The sequence below is a fragment of the Arenibacter arenosicollis genome (assembly GCF_014397245.1).
Lineage (GTDB): Bacteria > Bacteroidota > Bacteroidia > Flavobacteriales > Flavobacteriaceae > Arenibacter > Arenibacter arenosicollis.
This window is the reverse complement of record NZ_JACLHY010000001.1, coordinates 594,196-616,439: the sequence shown is the minus strand read 5'-3', so window position 1 is coordinate 616,439 and position 22,244 is coordinate 594,196. Positions and strand designations below refer to the sequence as shown.

The 22,244-nt window shown below is 39.4% G+C and carries 15 protein-coding genes and 1 tRNA gene; 8 read left to right on the top strand and 8 right to left on the bottom strand.

The window, feature by feature from the left end:
• Positions 1-4 precede the first annotated feature (4 nt).
• Complete coding sequence (rnpA, locus tag H4O18_RS02535; protein ID WP_187581520.1) at positions 5-388, bottom strand: ribonuclease P protein component; 384 nt, start codon at positions 386-388, stop codon at positions 5-7.
• A gap of 117 nt (positions 389-505) precedes the next feature.
• Here rnpA and H4O18_RS02530 point away from each other — a divergent pair, with 117 nt between their 5' ends.
• Complete coding sequence (locus H4O18_RS02530) at positions 506-2,356, top strand: CBS domain-containing protein (protein WP_187581519.1); 1,851 nt, start codon at positions 506-508, stop codon at positions 2,354-2,356.
• Positions 2,353-3,546 carry a succinylglutamate desuccinylase/aspartoacylase family protein gene (locus H4O18_RS02525; protein ID WP_187581518.1) on the top strand — a complete coding sequence of 398 codons (1,194 nt, stop codon included), beginning with the start codon at positions 2,353-2,355 and terminating at the stop codon, positions 3,544-3,546. Before H4O18_RS02530 ends, H4O18_RS02525 begins: the two co-directional genes overlap by 4 nt.
• 60 nt (positions 3,547-3,606) lie before the next feature.
• Here H4O18_RS02525 and H4O18_RS02520 read toward each other — a convergent pair whose 3' ends face one another.
• From H4O18_RS02520 to H4O18_RS02505, 4 genes are all read right to left on the bottom strand, one after another.
• On the bottom strand, positions 3,607-5,475 hold the full coding sequence (locus H4O18_RS02520; RefSeq protein WP_187581517.1) for a M1 family metallopeptidase: 1,869 nt from the start codon (positions 5,473-5,475) through the stop codon (positions 3,607-3,609).
• A gap of 142 nt (positions 5,476-5,617) precedes the next feature.
• Positions 5,618-7,249 (bottom strand): S8 family peptidase, encoded by a 1,632-nt coding sequence (locus tag H4O18_RS02515; protein WP_187581516.1) that lies wholly within the window; start codon positions 7,247-7,249, stop codon positions 5,618-5,620.
• Between the two features lie 115 nt (positions 7,250-7,364).
• On the bottom strand, positions 7,365-8,225 hold the full coding sequence (locus H4O18_RS02510; protein WP_187581515.1) for an MBL fold metallo-hydrolase: 861 nt from the start codon (positions 8,223-8,225) through the stop codon (positions 7,365-7,367).
• Between the two features lie 115 nt (positions 8,226-8,340).
• Positions 8,341-10,122 (bottom strand): cation:proton antiporter, encoded by a 1,782-nt coding sequence (locus H4O18_RS02505; protein ID WP_187581514.1) that lies wholly within the window; start codon positions 10,120-10,122, stop codon positions 8,341-8,343.
• Positions 10,123-10,369: 247 nt separating this feature from the next.
• Here H4O18_RS02505 and H4O18_RS02500 point away from each other — a divergent pair, with 247 nt between their 5' ends.
• Together H4O18_RS02500 and H4O18_RS02495 are read left to right on the top strand one after the other, a co-directional pair.
• The gene (locus H4O18_RS02500; protein ID WP_187581513.1) at positions 10,370-12,232 is read left to right on the top strand and encodes a cation:proton antiporter; all 1,863 of its coding nucleotides are present in this window, start codon (positions 10,370-10,372) and stop codon (positions 12,230-12,232) included.
• Positions 12,233-12,328: 96 nt separating this feature from the next.
• Complete coding sequence (locus H4O18_RS02495; protein ID WP_187581512.1) at positions 12,329-13,801, top strand: sodium:solute symporter; 1,473 nt, start codon at positions 12,329-12,331, stop codon at positions 13,799-13,801.
• A 96-nt stretch (positions 13,802-13,897) separates the two neighbouring features.
• Here the strand turns inward: H4O18_RS02495 and lepA are convergent, their stop codons facing one another.
• On the bottom strand, positions 13,898-15,694 hold the full coding sequence (gene lepA / locus H4O18_RS02490) for a translation elongation factor 4 (RefSeq protein ID WP_187581511.1): 1,797 nt from the start codon (positions 15,692-15,694) through the stop codon (positions 13,898-13,900).
• Positions 15,695-16,082: 388 nt separating this feature from the next.
• On the opposite strand from lepA, the gene H4O18_RS02485 reads away from it, so the two are divergent.
• Together H4O18_RS02485 and dusB are read left to right on the top strand one after the other, a co-directional pair.
• Positions 16,083-18,437 carry an outer membrane beta-barrel family protein gene (locus H4O18_RS02485; RefSeq protein ID WP_187581510.1) on the top strand — a complete coding sequence of 785 codons (2,355 nt, stop codon included), beginning with the start codon at positions 16,083-16,085 and terminating at the stop codon, positions 18,435-18,437.
• Between the two features lie 236 nt (positions 18,438-18,673).
• Positions 18,674-19,669 (top strand): tRNA dihydrouridine synthase DusB, encoded by a 996-nt coding sequence (gene dusB / locus H4O18_RS02480; protein ID WP_187581509.1) that lies wholly within the window; start codon positions 18,674-18,676, stop codon positions 19,667-19,669.
• On the opposite strand, the gene H4O18_RS02475 is transcribed toward dusB, so the two are convergent.
• Positions 19,666-20,874: an ABC transporter permease gene (locus tag H4O18_RS02475; RefSeq protein ID WP_187581508.1), complete on the bottom strand. Its 1,209-nt coding sequence runs from the start codon at positions 20,872-20,874 to the stop codon at positions 19,666-19,668. The genes dusB and H4O18_RS02475 overlap by 4 nt on opposite strands.
• Positions 20,875-20,876: 2 nt before the next feature.
• Positions 20,877-21,269 (bottom strand): 30S ribosome-binding factor RbfA, encoded by a 393-nt coding sequence (gene rbfA / locus H4O18_RS02470; protein ID WP_111622736.1) that lies wholly within the window; start codon positions 21,267-21,269, stop codon positions 20,877-20,879.
• Positions 21,270-21,455: 186 nt separating this feature from the next.
• Between rbfA and mce the strand changes: the two genes are divergently transcribed.
• Both mce and H4O18_RS02460 read left to right on the top strand, forming a co-directional pair.
• Positions 21,456-21,884: a methylmalonyl-CoA epimerase gene (gene mce, locus H4O18_RS02465; protein ID WP_187581507.1), complete on the top strand. Its 429-nt coding sequence runs from the start codon at positions 21,456-21,458 to the stop codon at positions 21,882-21,884.
• A gap of 152 nt (positions 21,885-22,036) precedes the next feature.
• A tRNA-Ile gene (locus tag H4O18_RS02460) sits at positions 22,037-22,110 on the top strand.
• Positions 22,111-22,244 lie beyond the last annotated feature (134 nt).

Sequence of the window (22,244 nt, the reverse complement as noted above, 5' to 3'; positions counted from 1 at the left end):
TAATTTATTTGCTACCCTTTGCTAATTGACCAACAAATTTCTGCATAAGGGTAAACATAGCATCTGTTATTCTGGATTGCGATGGTATCTCCTTACCAAGGTATAAAAACATAAACGCAAAGTCGCCCTCTATGTTGTTAAAAATTAGGTGTTTGTTTAGCCTGTAGCTTTCACGCATCAATCTTTTAATACGGTTTCTTTTTACGGCGCTTTTAAAATTTCTTTTGGAAACGGTTACCCCTACTTTGCATTTGGAATCATCTTCATATCTGGTTTTAAGGTATACAAGTTTAATTGGGTAATTGGTAATACCAACCCCTTCGGCAAACAACTGCTCAATTAGTTTTTTGCTCTTTAGCTTTTCTGTTTTTGGGAATCTAAACGACATTCCCCGCAAAAGTAAAAATAAAAACCACAGTTATGGGATATGACAATCATCATAGTTCAAAATCTCCTTAGCCCTTAACTTAGGTTACATTTTTAACAAAACGCTAAACATGGATATATGGGAGAATTGCAAGTTGAAAAATTAAGGAACAATCCTCTAAAGGCTAGGTACATTAAACAGTTGTTGGCAGATATCACGGCCTTGGAACAAATACTGGAAAATAAGTTGTTTGAACGAAGTCCCATTAGAATTGGTGCCGAACAGGAATTTTGTTTGGTAGATTCATCATGGCAGCCGTCCAATAAGGCATTGGAAATTCTTGGAAATATAGATGACCCCCATTTTACTACCGAATTGGCCCTGTACAATCTGGAAATAAATTTAGATCCCATTCCGTTGACGGGGAATTGCTTTTCGGAAATGCACTTACAGCTGGATCATTTATTGGCAAAGGCCGACAAGGCAGCTGAGGAATATGCTAATAAGATAATACTCTGCGGAATTCTGCCGACCATTTCAAAAAGGCATTTGGAAATTGGATTTATGACTCCAATTGCCCGTTATCAGGTACTGAACGAGGTAATAAAGGAAATAAGAAACAATGATATAGAACTTCATATTAAAGGGGTGGACGAATTAAATATCCACCACGACTCCGTTTTATATGAAGGATGCAATACCAGTTTTCAATCGCACCTACAGATAGATCCATATGATTTTGAAGACACCTATAATTGGTCCCAAGCCATAGCAGGACCAATCCTGTCCATTTGTACCAATTCCCCCATGCTCTTTGGTAGGGAGTTGTGGGAAGAAACTAGAATTGCCCTATTTACACAAAGTGTGGATACTAGGGCCAGTACCTTTTTATTGAATGAACGGGAACCAAGGGTCAATTTTGGAAATAACTGGGCAAGGGGCACAGTTGTGGACTATTTTAAAGAATCCATTACCGGATTTAGAAGCCTTCTTACTTCAAATGCCGAAGTGGACAGTTTAAGCGAATTGAAACAGGGAAAAATACCGAAGTTAAAGGCGTTGGCACTCCATAACGGTACAGTGTATACATGGAACCGCATTTGTTATGGCATTACAAATGGCAAGCCTCACATTAGAATTGAGAACAGGTATATTCCATCCGGACCCACGACCGAAGATGAAATTGCGAATATGATGTTATGGGTAGGCGTTATGACGGGTAGGCCTAAAAAGTATGATGCCATTCATACCAAGATGGATTTCAACGATGTAAAAAGTAATTTTTTCAGTGCTGCCAGATATGGTATGGCAGCCCAATTTTATTGGGAAGGACAACTACTATCCAGTCAACAATTATTGTTGGATCACTTATTACCAATGGCTTTTAAGGGTTTGTATAGTTTGGGGGTGGCACCAAAAGATGCTGAGCATTATCTAAAAATTATTGAAAAAAGGATCGGATCGGCCAATGGCTCCAGATGGATGGTTAAAAGTTATAGAAAACTCAGAAAGGAATATAAGCTACCTGAGGCGTTGACAATCTTAACGGCCAAAATGTATGGGAGTCAACAAAAAGGATATCCCATAGATGCATGGCAATTGCCAAGAGGAGATGAATTTGTTCTAAATAAGAAAGATAAAAAAGTTTACCAAAACATGAATACAAGGACCATAACGGCGCAAGATAGTGATAGTTCGGAATTGGTATTGAAAATGATGCAGTGGAAAAATATTCACCATATACCCATACTCAATGATGATTTGGATCTGGTTGGATTGTTAACTTGGACCGATCTAAAGGAGTATTTAAAGAATCCGAATAAGGTTGAAGACCGTATAAGGGACATGATGAAAACAGAACTCATTACCATTACCGAAGATGAAAGCATGAACAGGGCAAGGACCTTAATGGAAGCGAATGGTATAAATTGTTTACCTGTTGTCCAGGGTAAAAAATTAGTGGGAATTATTACTACAAAGGATTTATGACCAACTTGGCAAACCAAACTGGCGATAATCGGATCATTGGTCATTTAAACGGTAGCAACAATGGTCCTACCGTGGTATTCTTTGGGGGTATTCATGGTAATGAGCCTTCCGGGGAAAAGGCTATACAAGATGTTTTACTTAGAATTGAAGAAGAAAAAATACCTGTAAATGGTAACATTTATGGTATTCGTGGAAATATCGAGGCTCTTTTGGCAGGAAAAAGATTTCTGGATCATGACCTTAATCGATCATGGACCGTTGAAAATATCGAAAAAATTAAAAACACATCTGAAAAGGAACTTTTAAACGAGGACAAGGAGTTATTTTCCCTATACCAAGTTTTATGGGATATACTTGAGACGGAACCAGGACCTTTTTATTTTATTGATTTCCATACTACTTCCAGTAAAACATTGCCTTTTATTACCATCAACGACGCCTTGATCAATAGGAAATTTTCCAAGCTTTTTCCGGTCCCAATAATTTTGGGGATAGAGGAGTATCTAGAGGGACCCCTACTTAGTTATATCAATGATCAAGGTTATCTGTCTGTAGGTTTTGAATCTGGCCAGCACACCGCAAAGGAAGCGGTGGAGAATAGTATAGCTTTTATGTGGTTGGCCCTGGTTTATAGTGACGCACTTAAAAGGGCAGATGTTAAAGGGTATGAAGGATATTACCTTCAACTTCAAAATTCTGCCATGAAAAATGCCAGTTTTTTTGAAATAATTTATAGACATCCTATTGATTCCAAGGACCAATTTTCTATGTTGTCCGGATTTAAGAGTTTTGATGTCGTAAACAAAGGAAAATTATTGGCCGAACATAATAAAAGAGCAGTATTGGCCCTGCAAAAATCGAGCATTTTTATGCCTTTGTACCAAAGTCAGGGAGAGGATGGATTTTTTCTGATACGGAGGATACCCAAATTGGCCCTATGGTTATCAAGGGTATTGCGAAAAATAAGAATGCCGGCCTTGCTCCCAATTTTACCCGGGGTTTCTTGGGCAGATAAGAAAAAGGGAACCTTGTTGGTAAATAAAAGAACTGCCAGATTTTTAGCAAAACCATTATTTCACCTACTGGGTTATCGGAATAGGCAGATTAATAAAAATGAAATCTTAATGAGCAGTAGGGAAGCTACCGCCAAGAACAAAATGTATAGTGGAACATGGTGGTATCAAAAATAAAAAATCCGTTTAAGATGTCTATTAAAGTCATTTTAAACGGATTTAGCACTTTATTGCTTTTTACTCCTGTACTTGCCAAACATTGTTTTCGGGATCTATATCGGCCATTAGTTGGGATGGATCCAATACTATGGCCTTTATATTGTTAAGCGATTTATCCAAGATAAAATCATAGTTGGGATATGCCCAAGGCCAATCTGGCAATGTGGTCCTTTTTAAATTGGCATACGGATTCTCTTTTTCTCCGCGCATCATACGTAAGGGAGCGTAAAACGTTTCCTGTGTACCGTCATTGTATAGCACCAACACATCTATGGGCATGGGCATAAGACCAATGCGCTCCAAGCTAACCTTTGTTTTTTGCCCTTCTGCCTCAACGGCCTTAATGCCATAATCTATGGTATTTGTCGTTTGCGTCCAATCGGTAAGGTACCAGTCCAACTCCATGCCGGATACTTTTTCAGCGGTTCTTTTAATATCGTTTGGCGTTGGGTGTTTAAATTTAAAGTCTTGATAATACTTTCTAAGGGTTTCCATCAGCTTATCCTGCCCAATGATATAGCCCAATTGTGATAGGAATATTGCACCCTTGCTATAGGCGGCAACCCCATAGGCAAAATTTAGTTCATATCTATCGGAATGGGTAGTTTGGGGCTGTTCTTTACCTGAAGCTACCAAATTGTAGTATCCTTGATAGGAACTTTCAAAAGGGTTATCCTTATCCTGGTTCATGATTTGGTCCATACATAAGGTCGAGATAAAGCTGGTAAAGCCTTCGTCCATCCATTCGTGTTTGGATTCGTTGCTAGCCAGAACATGTTGAAACCAGGAATGGGCCATTTCGTGGACCATAACGCCTACCAGACTTCCAAAATTTCTACCGCCAGTAATCAGGGTACTCATAGCATATTCCATGCCACCATCGCCTCCTTGTATTATCGAGTATTGTTCATAAGGATAATCGCCAATATTTTTATTGAAAAACTGCATGGCTTCGGCCGTTTTAGGCTGTAGTTTTTTCCAATTTTCTATGATTTCCTTGTCGTTCTTGTAGAAAAAATGGAGCATCGGGCCATTTTCTACTTGTAGGGTATCGTGAATGTAATCGGGATCGGCGGCCCACATAAAGTCATGAACCATTGGGGCTTTAAAATGCCAAGTAAGTGTTTTTCCCTTGGTCTTTTTTACTTTTGATCCAGGAGATTCATAACCATGACCTATTTCTTGGGCATTTTGTAAATATCCAGTTCCACCAACTACATATTTTTTGTCCAAGGTCAGTTTCACATCAAAATCGCCCCATACCCCATGGAATTCACGGGCTATATATGGATCGGCATGCCAACCTTCAAAGTCGTATTCGGCCATTTTTGGATACCACTGACTCATGGACAGCGCCACACCCTCACTGCTGTTTCTACCAGCTCGTCTTATTTGCAATGGGATTTGTCCATTAAATGTCATTTCTAAGGTAGTCTTTCCGCCTGCAGGAATAGGTTTATTTAATTCTACAACCAAAACCGTACCCTCTTCCACATAGGAAACCGCTTTGTTGTCCTGAGTAAGGGAAGTAACCCGGAGATATCCTATTTCATCAGGGGAGAGGCTTGCTATTCGGCTTTTCCCTTCTTCCATCATTCTACCGTCTGGGTCAGCGATGCTTTGTAAACGCATATCCATTTCACTACCTGGCTGAAAGGCATTGAAAAATAGATGATAATAAACTCGGCTTAGTTCATCTGGTGAGTTATTGGTATAAACCAATTTTTGGGTACCGCCGTATTGGTAATTCTTAACGTCCACGTCTACTTCCATAGCATAATCTACATGTTGCTGCCAATAAGAAGTATTATTTTGTGCTTCTAATGTAGATGTTAAGCTTAGAATCGCTACAACTAAACCTATAAAAAGTCCTTTGTTATATTTCATACGTTTAAAACTATATAATTATAAAAAGGGGAACGTTGATAACCACGGCGCTCCCCATTAAGAATTTTATTTATTCACTTTGGATGACTAAAACTATCGTACTCCTAAGTACATGTTGATTGTTTTGGCCTTGTCCTTTATATTAAAGGTTTATTTTACCTCTGGATACTGCATCTGCCATTATTAAGGCGTTATAAGCATTGACCATTTTACCGGATTTCGATATTTTTTGAAAATCCATTGCCTTGGAAGAATCGCCGGCAACTACTACTTTGGATTTGGTAGTAAGTCCAGAATTCATCAATATGGCCTTTACCTGTGAGGCGGTTAATTTTGGATAATAAGATCTAACCAGTGCAGCTACTCCTGCAACAGCTGGTGCAGCCATGGAAGTACCTCCCTGAAAATCGTATTCATTGTTCGGCATGGTAGAATAGATATCATCACCAGGAGCAAAGATATCTACATTTATTAAGCCATAATTAGAAAAGGTGGCCACCATTTCTGAACCATATTGGCTAGCTAAAGCACCTACCGTTATAACATTATCGGTCATTTCGGGACCGTTATTAATTTGGTCGTTGGGGAAATTTGGGTTGTTTGGGTCGTCAAGATCTTCACCGGAGTTTCCTGCCGCATGGACAAAGATAACATCATTGTCTGCTGCATATTTAATGGCATCATATACCCATTGGGCATTTGGAGAGAAGGCTTTTCCAAAACTTCCATTGATAATTTTGGCACCGTTATCTACGGCATAACGGATTCCCAAGGCAATATCCTTGTCGTACTCATCCCCATTGGGAACTGCCCTGATACTCATTATTTCTACATTGTTTGCAACCCCATTGGCACCAAGGCCATTATTTCTTTTTGCTGCGATAATACCGGCCACGTGGGTTCCATGACTTTCATCCTCAACCCTATTACTAGGGTTGCCATTACCATAACCCCTATCGTCAAAATTATATGGATCGTCGCCAACAATTTTTCTACCATCAAAATCTACATTTAGATTATAATTAAGTTGGTCTGTAAAATGTTTAATGCCATCCTTAAGCTCTGAAAGAACTTCTGGGATCGTGTCCTTAATACTCAACATTTGCATCAAAATACTGACATTTCTTTGCATAGCTTCGTCTTCGGTTTTAATTTCGGTAAGGTCTTTTTTAGTATAGTTATCCTTCCCCAAAAGAGCCTTTACTTCATTATCCGCATTCTGTACTGCCTGAAGTATTTGTTCGTACTGTCCCTTATTTTGAATTGCTTTCTGATAATCTTTTTCTAGGTTACTTTTCGCCTTGGCCTGTAAGGACGCATCTCCTAATTTCTTGCTTACTATACGGGCCATTTCCAATTGTTCATTATAGGATTCCCCTAAGAAGTTGTAGCCATGTATGTCGTCTATATAGCCATTATTATCATCATCTTTATTATTCCCTGGAATTTCTCCTTTGTTGGTCCAAAGCACATCTACCAAATCCTCATGGGTCAGGTCCATCCCGGAATCCAACACCGCTACTATTACCTTTTCACCTTTTTTATTCCCAATGATCTCTGCATAAGCCTTATCTATGCTCATTCCAGGAATGGTATCCGTAATTAAATCCGCATGACCCCAATTCTTTTTTTGCGTTTCGGTTAATTCCGATATTTTAAGGGGAAGGGTGTCAATATTACCAATTGGCGTAGAAACTAGGGCAGTACTACCACAACCATAAAGTAAAATAGAGGCCGATACGGCCAAAATAGTTCTGTTTAATGTTAGTGTCATTTATTTATAAAGTTAAAATTAGAATGTCTGCTTAAATGTATTTCAGGGTTATTTGGCTTTAAAGCTTGCTAGGCGATAATGGTTTGCCGTTTATAGGAGTCTATAATTGATCATATTATTCAAAAAGCTGGGCAAAGGTATGTATTTCTTTTAAACGTATACCTTTTTCGGTGGTTTGTAGGGTACAGATTTGGTTGTGGGCATCATGCTCCAAAAACAGGTAATGATTGTTTTTCTCCGCCTTTTCCAGGAACATGGCTTTTTCTGTAAGAGTCAATAAGGGTCGTGTATCATAACCCATTATATAGGGCAGTGGAATATGTCCTGCTGTAGGCAATAGGTCCGCAGCAAAGACCAAAGTCTTATCCTTATATTGAATGTGGGGAATCATTTGTTTTTCCGTATGTCCGTCCACGAATAGAATTCCAAAGTCCATTTCCGAACGGTCTTTGAAAGTATTGTTGTCCCTAGCAATAAATCGCAGCTGACCACTTTCTTGCATGGGGAGTAAATTTTCTTTTAGAAAGGAAGCCTTTTCCCGTTCATTAGGTTCTGTGGCCCATTTCCAATGGTCCTCATTGGTCCAAAAGACAGCGTTTTTAAAGGCTGGTTCATATCCGGTTTTATCTTTGTTCCATTGAATGCTACCCCCACAATGGTCAAAATGCAGATGTGTCAGGAACACATCTGTAATATCATCTCTGTGAAAGCCGTATTGGTTTAATGATTTATCCAAGGAATGCTCTCCCCATCTGTAATAATATCCAAAGAATTTATCGGACTGTTTATTGCCCATCCCGGTATCTATTAAAGTAAGTCGATCACCATTCTCTATTAAAAGACACCTGGCGGCCATATCTATCAAATTGTTGGAATCTGCGGGATTGGTTCTGTTCCATATCGATTTTGGTACCACGCCAAACATAGCTCCTCCATCCAATTTAAAATTTCCTGATTCTATAGGGTATAATTTCATAAATAACCTAGCCTAAGTAGGTGCAAATTAAGAAAAGCACTAAGGATATTTCTTGAAACGTGGGTTTATTAGAGGTTTTTTAACACTTTATGAATATTTTTTCTGCCAAACCTACCTATTGGAGATATATGACACTTTCCTTGGGCCTAATAATTTCCTTGTAATGAAATGGACGTTTATGCCCGGTTTCATCAAGAATTAGTATCGGGAGGATATCCTTGCTATTGGAATTTTTCTTGACCCAATTGCGAGTGGTAATTTCCTTATTTACCTTTTCTATACTTTCCTTAAAATCATGGGTAGAAATTTTATAGGACCAGGGAACCAGATCGGTCTTATTGGCAAACATGGAAGAGGCATCCATGTGATCCAGTAGATTTACACCGGCCCCGTCTTCAACAGGTGAAACAAGGACTATTCTGTTGGGGATATAAAAGGAGTTGTAGGCCAATTGAGCGGATAGGAGATTTATTTCACTATTACCGGTCAGTGCTATAAATGTATTTTTGGATAGGGCATCGGCTTCTTCGAAGGCGTCTTCCCTTAGTCCGTTTCCATAGATTGCTTTTAATCCCTGTGCATAGGCCTCGTTCACTAGATCCTTATTGTAGTCGATAAGGATTACTTCGCTCTGTTCGGCAAGTTGCTTGGCGATGTATAGTCCCAACGGATTTGCTCCAAGTATCAAATATCCATTTCGTGCAGCCTGTTTTACAAGTTCCCCCCGTTTTTTAAGCCAATTTGTGGTCCAAGTAAGAAATATGGGTACGGTTAGGGTCGTGGAAATGGCCATAAACACCAATATTGAAAAAATTTCCTGGGAAATTATGCCCATCTGAAGGCCGATACCGGCAATAATAATCTCTACAGCTCCCCTTCCGTTCATACCAGTCCCTATGGTGAATCCTTCACGCCATCCGTAACCACTTGGCAGGTAAAACAAGGTGGTTCCCAAAATTTTACCAACAACGGCCCCAACAATTATCAATATCAATAGGGCCAGATCCGTCTGAAAAATTTCCAGTGTAACGTGAAACCCGGCGGTAACAAAAAATATGGGTGCTAGAAATCCGATGGAGACATCGTGGAAGACCCCGGTAACATCTTTAAGAACCTGTCTGGAAAATATGCCTTCCCTTATGAACAGTCCGGCCATAAACGATCCCAATATACCGTGTAATCCAGCAAGTTCGGCCAATTCGGAAAAACCCAACACAATAATGACCAAAATGCCAAAAAGCAAGGTCCGCCCCGTTAACTTGGCCTTCGTTAGTAATTTTCCCAACAGGGGAAATATGTAAATACCTATGGATACCGCCAAGCAGAAATATAGAATGGCCTTGCCAGCGACCCAGGCAAGACCAATGGAATCAACGCTGCCAGCATCGACAAAACCAATAATTCCTGCAAAAATGATAAGCGCCAAGGTATCTGAAATCAGGGCACCGGCCATAAGAACATAGGCTATTCGTGTATCCAAAAGCTTTAGGTCTACTAAAATCCGACTTTTTGTGGCCAAGGAAGTAACCCCTACGGCAATACCAACAAATAGACCGGCAAGCTGTGTACCATCAAAAAATAGGATGGTGTAATAGCCAAGTGCGAAAGGAACCACGAATCCCCCAATGGCTGCAAGAAAACCGGCCCATGAAGCTTTTCCCAGATCTTTAAAATTGATTTCCATACCAATATAGGCCATGAGAAAAAGGATTCCGACTTCCGCCAAAATGTTCAGGGCATCGGAAGTTTCCAAAATTCCGAACAATGCCGGGCCCAACATGATTCCTATCAGAAGTTCACCTAAAATAGACGGGAAACCTATTCGATTGGCAAATATTCCTCCAAGCCAAGCGGCCAACAGTACCATTAGCAGGTTTACTATATTTAGTTCTACCATAGGTTTAATTTTGTTTGCGGGGGGAACCAGATGAAAAAATAACTAAATATTAGTAATTAGGCAAGCAGGAACCCTATTATATTCACAGGTTTATAAGAGGGTTCTTTTCCTAAATTTTATGAAACAAATAAGTTTCCTTTTGTACGGATTGTACGGAAGAGTGTGTAATTTTAAAGCCGGCTCCAAGGTTTTTTTATCATAGATGGATTTTTTCTAGATTAAAACCTATATTGCTTCAAATTTTTTTATGGTAGAACTTGCGGGAATAATCGTTCTTGGTATCATTGCACAATGGGTTGCATGGCGGTTTAAATTACCGGCCATTTTGCCCCTTATACTTATAGGTCTATTGGTAGGTCCAATATCTACTTTGTTTACAGAGGACGGTACCAAATTGATCAGACCTATCTGGAATAAGACAGAGGGTTTGTTTTTAGGGGAGAGCCTTTATCATTTTGTATCACTGGCTATTGGTGTTATCCTATTTGAGGGTGGACTTACCTTGAAACGCTCCGAGGTAGCAAGAGTAGGGCCTGTGATTACAAAGTTGATTACCGTGGGTAGTGCGGTAACTTTCTTTTTAGCGGGAACTGCCGCTCATTTTATTTTTGAGCTACCCTGGCAAATTTCTTTTTTGTTTTCTGCACTTATAATTGTAACCGGACCAACTGTTATTACACCCATTCTTAGGAATATTCCATTAAAGAAAGATTTATCTGCGGTATTAAAATGGGAGGGTATATTAATTGATCCCATTGGTGCGCTTGTGGCGGTATTGGTCTTTGAGTTCATAAGTATTGGGGAAGGGCAAGGCTATACACAAACAGGACTTTTAGAGTTTGTAAAGGTGCTGCTATTAGGGTTTACCTTTGGTTTCAGCTTTGCACATGCCTTGACCTTGGCCATTAAAAAAAATTATGTGCCTCATTATTTGTTAAATGTGGTATCGTTATCCGTAGTACTTTCGGTTTTTGTTATCTCTGAACTTTTTGCACATGAATCCGGGCTGTTGGCCGTGGTAGTTATGGGCATGGTCATGGGGAATACCCAGCTGCCAAATATCAAGGAACTGCTATATTTTAAGGAGTCCCTTAGCATACTTTTAATTTCAATGCTTTTCATACTTCTTTCGGCCAGTATGAATTTACCCGAACTGGAATTGTTATATAGTCCCAAAACCTTAGTGCTTTTTGCTATTGTGGTTTTTGTGGTAAGACCATTGGGGGTATTTATGAGCACTATAGGCTCCAAACTTAATTTTAGGGAAAAGCTGTTTATTAGTTGGGTTGGCCCTAGGGGTATTGTTGCTGCCGGTATTGCCTCTCTTTTTGGTTCTAAATTGATTTTAAGAGGAGAACCTGGAGCGGAATATATTACACCCTTGGTCTTTATGATCGTTTTGGGCACCGTACTACTCAATGCATCTACCGCGCGGATTATGGCAAAATTGCTGGGGGTGTTTTTAGAAAAATCAGAAGGGATCCTTATTGTGGGAGCTTCCAAGGTACCTAGATTAATAGCAAGCTATCTTAAGAAGAACAACAGGCATGTTGTTTTGATAGATAACAACCAAAATAATATTGAAAAAGCCAAAAACCTTGGCCTGGAAGCCTTTGTTGCCAACATTTATTCCGATAATTTAACGGACAATATAGAACTGAACGACGTTGGTTACCTTATGGCATTGACAGGTAACTCGGATATTAACGAATACGCGATCGACACCTTCAAAAAAGAATTTGGGGAACACGGTTCATTTAGACTTGTTAATACCGATGAGATGAACGACCCTGACAATAATCCCCAAGAAGGTCTTTTTTCACATACCGATGACTTTATTACTTTGACCGAAGCCGCCAGGAGTAATCCTGTAATTCATGAAATAGAACTAAAGGGCAAGGAACACTATGAAGCCCTCATTGAAATTACGAAGGCAGATAAGGATATTATTCCCATTTTTGTTAAGACCATGGATGGGGACCTGAAAATTATTTCATCGTTTAGCAAGAATTTTGAAGATATTCAAGAAGGATGTAAGTTAGTGTATCTTGGGAAATTGCTGGATGCTGATAACAAGGAAAAAAAGCCCAAAAATAAACTTTCAATTTAATATTTAAGATTGCATTTCTAATATGTCCTTACATGGATAGTCGTAAAATTGTAGCAATAGGGACCGTACATTAAGTTAAAATAAAATCCATCTGCATTGAATACACTTTTAGTTTTAGCCATCATTATCATCTATTTTGTCTTATTGATGACCATTTCATATTTCACCTCAAGAAATAGAAGTGATGAGTCTTATTTTACCGGAGACCGACAATCGCCTTGGTTTTTAGTTGCTTTTGGTATGGTGGGTGCTGGACTTTCAGGGGTGACCTTTGTTTCCCTGCCCGGGATGGTGGGCAACAACAATTTCTATTTCTATCAATTTATTCTAGGGAATGTTGTCGGCTATTTGTTCATTACCTTCGTCCTGATTCCGCTTTACTATAAATTAAAATTGGTCTCCATTTATGGTTATTTAGATCAGCGGTATGGTGTAAAAACATATAAGACGGGGTCTTTGTTCTTTTTGGTATCCCAATCCTTTGGAGCTGCACTACGGTTATTACTGGCCTCAAAAATTCTTCAGTTCGCACTTTTCGATAAGCTTAACATACCCTTTCCCATTACGGTAATAATTATCCTGCTTTTGGTTTGGTTATATACCAATAAGTCTGGTATAAAGACCATTGTTTGGACCGATACTTTGCAGACAACCTTTTTGGTATTGGGCGCAATAATTACTATATATACGATTACTACTTCCTTAAATTTATCCTTTTCAGAAGCTGTACAACATGTTACGGAGCATAAGTATTTTAAAGTGTTCAACTGGGAAAGTAAATCGAGCAATAACTTTTTTAAACAGTTTATTGCGGGTATTCTGGTAGCAATTGCCATGATCGGATTAGATCAAAATATGATGCAAAAAACGTTGACCTGTAAAAATCAATGGGATGCTCAAAAAAATACCCTGACCTATAGTTTAATTCTGGCCTTGACCCAATTTTTGTTTTTAGGATTGGGAATTCTGTTGTACAGTTATGCGGAGAGCAATGGAATTAGTTTGGCCGTAGGTGAAAATGGTGCACTTTTGGATACGGATAACCTGTTTCCCGATTTGGCATTGAACCATCTGGGAGTCTTTGCCGGAATCAGTTTTTTGTTGGGTATCATTGCAGCATCATTTTCCAGTGTGGATTCCTCCCTGACAGCCCTAACTACCTCCTTTACCTATGATTTTCTGGATATTTCACACAAGTCCAGTGCTGACAAAAAAAGGCTTAAAAATTGGGTTTTACTTGGTTTTTCAGCAGTACTATTTTTAATAATTATGTTATTCTCCAACAGTAGGGGCGATGTTGTTTCGCTTATTTTCAAAGTTGCAGGGTATACCTATGGTCCTCTTTTGGGCCTTTATATGTTGGGAATGTTCACCAAGATTGCGGTTAAGGATAAATGGGTGCCGATTATCTGCCTTTTGGCACCGGTACTTACTTATCTACTGAGTGTCTACTTTGCCCAAGCCTTCAATTTCGATTTTGGGTTTATTAATATAGCCGTCAATGCCGGACTTACCATATTGGGGTTGTTATTGGTAAAACGCAAGGGGGAAACCAACACATCCTTATGATTCTATCAGGGGATGATCTAATAATAATCGATTTGGAATGGTTCAATAGGAGATGTTACCTCTTTTTAGGTAAGGTTACAGGTCCTCAAATTTAGTTTAGTCGTTCAGTTTAAGCACCGCCATAAATGCCTGCTGGGGTATTTCTACATTACCAACCTGACGCATACGTTTTTTACCCTTCTTTTGTTTTTCCAACAATTTCCTCTTACGTGAGATATCACCACCATAACATTTGGCAGTTACATCCTTTCTCAACGCTTTTATGGTTTCCCTGGAAATTATCTTGGCCCCGATAGCAGCTTGGATAGGAATATCAAATTGTTGTCTTGGAATTAGTTCCCGGAGCTTCTCGCACATTTTTTTACCAATATTGGCGGCATTATCTGCATGTATTAATGCGGACAGAGCATCCACTGGCTGGGAATTAAGTAATATATCTACCCTCACCAATTTTGAGGTTCGAAGACCTATAGGGGTATAATCAAATGAGGCATAGCCTTTGGATACTGTTTTTAACCTATCGTAAAAGTCGAATACAATTTCTGCCAGAGGCATATCAAAATTTAATTCAACCCTTTCTGTGGTTAAATAAGTTTGGTTCGTAATCAGCCCCCTTTTATCTATACATAAGGACATAACGTTGCCCACAAAATCGGCCTTGGTTATAATTGTGGCCTTGATATACGGTTCCTCAACGTGATCTAAAGTAGAGGGATCCGGTAAATCTGATGGATTGTTAACAATAATGGGAACATCTGGATTCTTGCGGGTAAAGGCATGGTAACTTACGTTGGGTACGGTCGTAATTACCGTCATATCAAACTCGCGTTCCAAACGTTCTTGGATGATCTCCATGTGTAGCATCCCAAGGAAACCACAACGAAATCCAAATCCAAGTGCAGCACTGCTCTCTGGTGTAAAGACCAAGGAAGCATCATTTAGCTGTAATTTTTCCATAGAAGAACGGAGTTCTTCATAATCTTCAGTATCAACGGGGTATATACCAGCAAATACCATGGGCTTTACATCTTCAAATCCTCCAATAGGATTTTTGGTAGGGCTAGCGGCATCCGTAATGGTGTCGCCCACTTTTACTTCCCGTGCATCCTTGATTCCGGTTATAAGATAGCCAACGTCTCCGGCTTTTATACTTTGTTTTGGGTGTTGTATCAATTTTAGGGTACCCACCTCATCTGCGAAATAGTTTTTGTCTGTGGCGACAAATTTTATTTTTTGACCTTTCTTTATTTCACCATTTATAACCCTGAAATAGGTTTCTACCCCTCTGAACGGATTGTATACAGAATCGAATACCAAAGCTTGTAGTGATTCATCCAGATTGCCTTTCGGCGCCGGAATTCGTTCTATAATGGCGGTCAAAATTTCCTCAATGCCCAAGCCAGTTTTAGCACTTGCAGGGATAACGTCCTCTCGCTTGCAACCTAATAGATCAACTATATCATCTGTAACCTCTTCCGGGTTGGCACTTGGCAGGTCTACTTTATTTAAAACAGGAATAATCTCCAAATCATTTTCCAAAGCCAAATAAAGATTGGAAATGGTCTGTGCCTGGATGCTCTGTGCCGCATCAATTATCAATAAAGCTCCCTCGCAGGCCGCTATGGATCGCGATACTTCATAGGAAAAATCCACGTGCCCAGGAGTATCTATAAGATTAAGCACATATTTTTCGCCATTATATTCATAATCCATTTGGATGGCATGGCTCTTAATGGTAATTCCACGCTCGCGTTCAAGATCCATACTATCCAATAGCTGGTCTTGCTTTTCGCGTTCCGTTACCGAACCTGTAAAGTCCAACAACCTATCGGCCAAAGTACTTTTGCCGTGATCAATATGTGCAATAATGCAGAAATTACGTATGTTTTTCATTTATGCTGTATTTACTTGGTCTGAATTTACCTTGACAAAATTAATAGCTGCAGAAGTCAATTCAGTTTCCTCTTTTCCTTGATTTGCGCTCCAATGAATCATCATGCAAACCAAAGCAACTGCAAAGATAGGCTTTATCCATGATTTTTAAAGCAAAAATCTCCTATGTCGATTATATGCAACGGCAGGGATTTAATTTGGTAGACAACTATGGGGAATTTCTAGTGGCTAATTCCTGGTTGGTAGATTTTTACTACAAAGTTTAGAGAAAACATTGTGGGTAGTTAATAAAAAGTTAACTTTAAAAATTTTTATAACGAATATGCCACCGTTTGTGACAATGTCAAAGGTCTTTACCCTATTCCTTCTTCTATTATGCGTCCCTGTCATGGGCCAAGAATACAAGGTTTCAGGACATGTTAAGCAAACTGACGGCGCAGAGGTTGCCTTTGCAAATATACTGCTTTATAAAGTATCGGATACCAGTTTTGTCAAGGGTGCAGCTTCTGACGAAAATGGTGTTTTTTATTTCGATAATGTAATCCACAACCAATACCTTATACGCGCTAGTTATATAGGGAACTATTCTGGCTACAAATTGGTGGATGTTAATTCTGATTTAATTGTAGATACCCTCTTTATAGATTCCACAGGGCAGGAATTAAATGAAGTGGTTGTGGTTTCTAAAAAGCCAACACTGGAACAAAAGGTGGATCGTTTGGTATTTAATATAGAAAATACGGCCCTTTCCGATTCCGACATATGGGATGTTCTTAAAAGTACCCCAACTGTATTTGTAAAGAATGATGGGATTACGGTAAAGGGTGAAGGCGGGGTCCAAATAATGATCAACGATAAAAAGGTAAATCTTCCGCCGGAAGATATACTAAATCTTCTAAGCGGTACCTCCGCCAAGGGAGTGCAATCTATTGAGGTCATAACTACACCACCAGCAAAATATGATGCCGAGGGAGGGACCTTGATCAATATTAAAATGAAAAAAAATTTAATTGCCGGGTATAATGGTGCTGTATATAACAGATATAGTCAAGGTGTTTTTCCGCGTCAAATGCTTGGCACCAGTCACTATTTTAAGGGTAGGCAGTTGGAGGCCTCTTTTAATTATAGTTATACCCAGAACAAGATATTAACGAATTATACGGATATCACCAATTTTATTGAGGATGCCCAAATAACGGATACTTGGACTTCTGATTTGGAGGTTATCTATAGAAGCAAGAAACACAATACCAGTGCTTTTTTTGATTATGCCCTAGACGACAATAATACCTTAAGTTTTTCTTCCATAGGCACCTTTACTCCATCTTATTTGACCAGAGATTTTTCCGATACAAAAATACAGAATGCCAATAATGGCGATACCTCGGGCTTTCTAACCTTGAACTATGCCAAGTTTGAAGCGATCAACGCCGCCTTTTATTTGGATTATGTACACAAGTTCAATGATTTAGGGTCTAAGTTGGGGGTTAATTCACATTTCACATACTACGACTATGATAAAAACCAGGCTTTGGAAACCGATTTTTATGATGGGGACGGGGCCACGGTAGGAGAGAACGACTTTAGCACCTTTAATCAGCAGCAGACCAAATTATTTAGTGTTCAAGTAGATTATTCTTCGCCTATAGGAGAAAATGCCAATTTTGAATCAGGTATAAAATATGCACTTATTGACTCCGAAAGTTATATTGCCCAAGAAGGTTTTGACCGGGACCAAGAGGGTATAGAACCTACAGAGGATGGTACATTTTTTTACGATGAAGAAATTTTAGCCGGTTACGCCAGCTTTGATGCCAATTGGAACAATTGGACCATGAAATCTGGATTAAGGGCCGAGTATACGGAAACCCAAGGGGACTTCAGCAATAGTACGGACAAGATTCAGAATCATTATTTGGAACTGTTTCCAACCTTATTTCTTCAGTTTAACCCGAACAGAAAACATAGATTCGGGGCTAGCTATAAAAGAAGTATCATTAGGCCCAGTTATAATAAGATCAATCCATTTCAGGTTTTTCAGAGTAATAATTCTGTAGTGGAGGGCAATGTAAACCTGCAGCCTTCCTTTAAGAATTCGGTGATAATGTCCTATACCTATAACAGGGATTACACCTTTGAGCTATTTTATAGATATCATAGGAATGTTATGAGATTGTTGACCTTTCAGGACAATGAAAGCAAACTTCTGAGATTTATAACGGATAATACGGATAGGGAATTGGCCTATGGCCTGGATTTTATTTATAGGAAAGAGATATCCAATTCTTGGGATACCTATTTCCTTTCTTCGTACTATTACGGGACAGAGCGCTTTACCGATATTCTATCACTACAAACCTTGGATCAAGGACTGTGGACGCTCTTGTTGCAATTCAACAATAATTTCACCCTTCTGGAAGACCGATCTTTAACGGCCAGCCTTAACTATTCCTATGTTTCCCCGATTGTAATTGGGAATTCCAGACAGGAATACTACAATGAATGGGGGATTTCCCTAAAAAAGAATATTTGGGGCAAAAAAGGAACCATTACTATGGGATTGACCGATATTTTTAAGCAGTTTAAACTAAAAAATACCCGTAAATATGGTAACCAGGATAATATATCCATTTACAGGCCGAATGGTAGAATATTTTCCCTTGGATTTAGATATAATTTTGGCAATATGAAGATAAGGGACAATTATAAGTCCAAGGAAACGGATGAACGGGACAGGCTCTAAAATCCGCCCAACAAAGCTCCACAACCCTAATGACTTTCTTGGGATGGAATTATAAAATTGGAAATGAAAAGGTAAGGACAATAATCAGAATAGCAATCAGCATCGTCTTAAAATATTGGATTGAACAAAACAGTTTTATGGTATTTATCTGTCTGTGACATTTCTTACCCCCTGAAATATAGGATTATATAATTTTTCAGTAATTTTGCAGTCCCAAAATTTAAAGGATCTATACTGTGCCTAAAATAGGAGACATTCAATTACCGGATTTCCCATTGTTGCTTGCACCAATGGAAGATGTTAGTGACCCACCCTTCCGCGCCTTGTGCAAGGAGCAGGGGGCAGATGTGGTGTATACCGAATTTATCTCTTCGGAAGGTCTTATACGTGATGCTGCCAAAAGCGTCATGAAGTTGGATATTTATGAAAAGGAACGTCCGGTGGGGATACAAATTTTTGGGGCCAACCTAGACTCCATGCTACAATCTGTAGAGATAGTGGAAAAGTCTGGTCCTGATATTATCGATATCAATTTTGGATGTCCTGTAAAAAAAGTGGTGAGCAAAGGAGCTGGAGCCGGCATCCTGAAGGATATCGACCTAATGGTGTCCTTGACCAAGGCCATGGTAGAACATACCAAGCTACCAATTACGGTAAAAACCCGTTTGGGATGGGACTCCGATTCCATTAAAATTGTGGAAGTGGCGGAACGCTTACAGGATGTGGGCTGCAAGGCCATATCCATTCACGGGAGAACCAGGGTACAAATGTATAAGGGGGAAGCCGATTGGAGGCCTATTGCTGAGGTAAAGAACAACCAACGCATGCATATTCCGGTTTTTGGAAATGGAGACGTGGATACTCCTGAAATGGCCATGAAAATGAGGGATGAATACGGATTGGATGGTGCCATGATAGGTCGTGCCAGCATTGGATATCCTTGGTTCTTTAAAGAGGTGAAGCATTATTTTAAAACAGGGACCCATGCAGCTCCTCCAACCATGGAGGAACGAGTGCAGGCAGCCCGTAGGCATTTACAAATGGCCATAGATTGGAAAGGGGAGCAATTGGGCGTTTTTGAAACCCGTAGGCATTATACCAACTATTTCAAGGGAATTCCCAATTTTAAGGAGTACCGCATGAAAATGGTCACCAGTGACCATTCAGTAGACGTGTTTGAAGCTTTTGATGAGGTTATGGAAAAATTCGGGGATTTCGAATTTGTAAGTTAATGCGCTATTAATTTTTTATTGATCCTACTACTGGCAATCAGGGAAGCAATTATCCCCAAGACAATAATAGTGGCCAATACAATAAACACATTGATCAGTCCGTATTCTACAGGATAGGACAAGCTTGGAGTTATTTTAAGCCACCCAAAGGCCAATTGCGACCATATTAACAAAGAACCCAAAAACACACCGATAAGGCCTCCCAGTCCGGTTACCAATATACCTTGTACAAAATAAATTCTTCTAAGTGACTTTATGGTCGTACCTAAATTATACAATGTCTTGGAGTTTTGCTGTTTGTCCAAAATCATCATAATAATGGCACCTACCACATTAAATAGGGCAATGATAAGTACTAGTGTAAAGATGAGGTAGGTGGCCAGATTCTCCGTATTTAACATCCGGTGTAGGGTACTATTTAATTCCCTGCGGTCCTTGAGAACTATTTGACCAGAAAAAATAGCTTCGATTTGTCGCCTTAGATCAGGAATATTGGAGTCCTTGGTCAATTTAAAATTTATCCCGGATATCTGGGTACTATCTTTCTCCAGTAAAGCCTGGACCAATGGCAGATCCGCAAAAATATATTTTCGATCTAACTCCTCTTCAATTTGATATATGCCACTGATGATAAGGGAAGTTTCATTATAGCTGTCCTTTAATAAACGCTGTCCTAGGAGTCCCTTACCTGGTTTGGGTACTCTAGTAATTAAGGGACTTCTAAAATTGTTGATGCTCAATCCCAAAAGATTAACGATTCCTTGTCCGGCAACACCTTGTAATCCGTTTATGGCCCAATCTCCATAAAAATACAGGCTACTATCAATAGGTGTGGTTTTTATAAAAGTTGAATCTATTCCTTTTATATAGGCAATATGCGCTTTTTGGTCGTGGGTTAGGTATACCTTTTCCTCAATTTCCTTGGAATAGGCAACAACGCCGTGTAGTTGCTGAAGTTCTTTGTCCTGGGATTCCGAAACGCTAAAGAATTTACCTGTTAGCGGTAAAGCCTTTAGATCAGGATCTACCATGTTGGTATAGGAAAGGCTAAAGGTTTTTAGTCCCGCAAAACCGGAGAGCACAATAAAGAGGGCTGCCGATCCAATAACGATGACCAGAAAAGTAATAAAATTGATAATGTTTACGGCATTTTGGCTACTCTTGGAACGTAAGTACCGCTTTGCTATGTATAAAGGGAAGTTCAATCTTATGATTTTTTCCTTTTCTCCAATAGATCAGGATTCTTAACAGGATTTTCTTCGCCCTTGAGCGACTTTTCAATGCCGTCTATATATTCCAAGGAATCATCCAAAAAGAATAAAAGTTCTGGAACCCTTCTTAACTGATGCCTGGTACGTTGAGCAAGTTCGTGTTTGATCATGGGCTGGTTGGACTTAATTCCTTCCATTAATTCCTTGCCTTTGGTAGCAGGAAAAATGCTCACATATATTTTGGCAATGGAAAGGTCAGAGGTGACCGACACCTTGGATACCGAAATAAGTGTACCTTTTAGTCCACCATCGGTTGCCGCACGTTGTAAAATATCCGCGATATCTTTTTGTATTACCCCGCCTATTTTCTTCTGTCGTTGTGTTTCCATAGGGCAAAAATACGATATATTTATATAGATTCTATGATTGGGAGCGGATTAGCTTTAGATTATGTGGAATGTAGTATTTTTGGAAGAAAGGGTAGACAAGCCCTTTAGACAATCCGATTAATTCATGTGGAGGCGCCAAAAATAAACTAAATCTGACGAATTCAGCATCGGCTAAATATTGTGAAAATGAACAAAATTGAACATCTGGGAATAGCGGTACATGATCTGGAGGCCTCCAATGCTTTGTTTGAAAAATTATTGGGAGTGCCACACTATAAAATTGAAGAGGTGGCTTCCGAGGGTGTTAAAACGTCCTTTTTTAGAGCTGGTCCCAACAAGATAGAATTGTTACAAGCGACTGATGACAATAGCCCTATAGCAAAATTTTTGCAGAAAAGGGGAGAAGGGGTGCACCATATTGCTTTTGCTGTAGACGATATAGAAGCTGAAATAAAGCGTTTGGCCAAGGAAGGATTTACCGTTTTAAACACAATTCCCAAAAAGGGTGCCGATAACAAACTGGTGGCCTTTTTACATCCCAAGGGTACCAATGGGGTGCTGATAGAGCTTTGCCAGGAAGATCTTTCGGCAACTGCCCAAAGCGGAGAGGAATGATATTTGTGGAGGTAGTGTATACCTAAGCCCAATTAAGCTTGTAATTTTGTTTGCAGTGTTGAAAAATAAGTAGTAATATTGCATCCGCAATTTGCGGTTCCCGATTGCTTTTTCAAATAAGCGTATTTGAAGGTAGAAGCAAAAAAGGAAATGGTCCTATAGCTCAGTTGGTTAGAGCACCTGACTCATAATCAGGTGGTCCCTGGTTCGAGCCCAGGTGGGACCACGGAAAATGATTAATAAGCCCTGTAAACACTACGTTTACGGGGCTTTTTCTTTTTTAGGGGACGAATCGGGGGACGAATATATTTTAAATAATATTGTGTTTTACAGAGTCTCGATACGAGTATAATCCCTATC

Bases quoted from the DNA above. Each gene is read 5' to 3' on its own strand.
- rnpA (WP_187581520.1), bottom strand. From the start codon at position 388: ATGTCGTTTAGATTCCCAAAAACAGAAAAGCTAAAGAGCAAAAAACTA.
- H4O18_RS02530 (WP_187581519.1), top strand. From the start codon at position 506: ATGGGAGAATTGCAAGTTGAAAAATTAAGGAACAATCCTCTAAAGGCT.
- H4O18_RS02525 (WP_187581518.1), top strand. From the start codon at position 2,353: ATGACCAACTTGGCAAACCAAACTGGCGATAATCGGATCATTGGTCAT.
- H4O18_RS02520 (WP_187581517.1), bottom strand. From the start codon at position 5,475: ATGAAATATAACAAAGGACTTTTTATAGGTTTAGTTGTAGCGATTCTA.
- H4O18_RS02515 (WP_187581516.1), bottom strand. From the start codon at position 7,249: ATGACACTAACATTAAACAGAACTATTTTGGCCGTATCGGCCTCTATT.
- H4O18_RS02510 (WP_187581515.1), bottom strand. From the start codon at position 8,225: ATGAAATTATACCCTATAGAATCAGGAAATTTTAAATTGGATGGAGGA.
- H4O18_RS02505 (WP_187581514.1), bottom strand. From the start codon at position 10,122: ATGGTAGAACTAAATATAGTAAACCTGCTAATGGTACTGTTGGCCGCT.
- H4O18_RS02500 (WP_187581513.1), top strand. From the start codon at position 10,370: ATGGTAGAACTTGCGGGAATAATCGTTCTTGGTATCATTGCACAATGG.
- lepA (WP_187581511.1), bottom strand. From the start codon at position 15,694: ATGAAAAACATACGTAATTTCTGCATTATTGCACATATTGATCACGGC.
- H4O18_RS02485 (WP_187581510.1), top strand. From the start codon at position 16,083: ATGGGCCAAGAATACAAGGTTTCAGGACATGTTAAGCAAACTGACGGC.
- rbfA (WP_111622736.1), bottom strand. From the start codon at position 21,269: ATGGAAACACAACGACAGAAGAAAATAGGCGGGGTAATACAAAAAGAT.
- mce (WP_187581507.1), top strand. From the start codon at position 21,456: ATGAACAAAATTGAACATCTGGGAATAGCGGTACATGATCTGGAGGCC.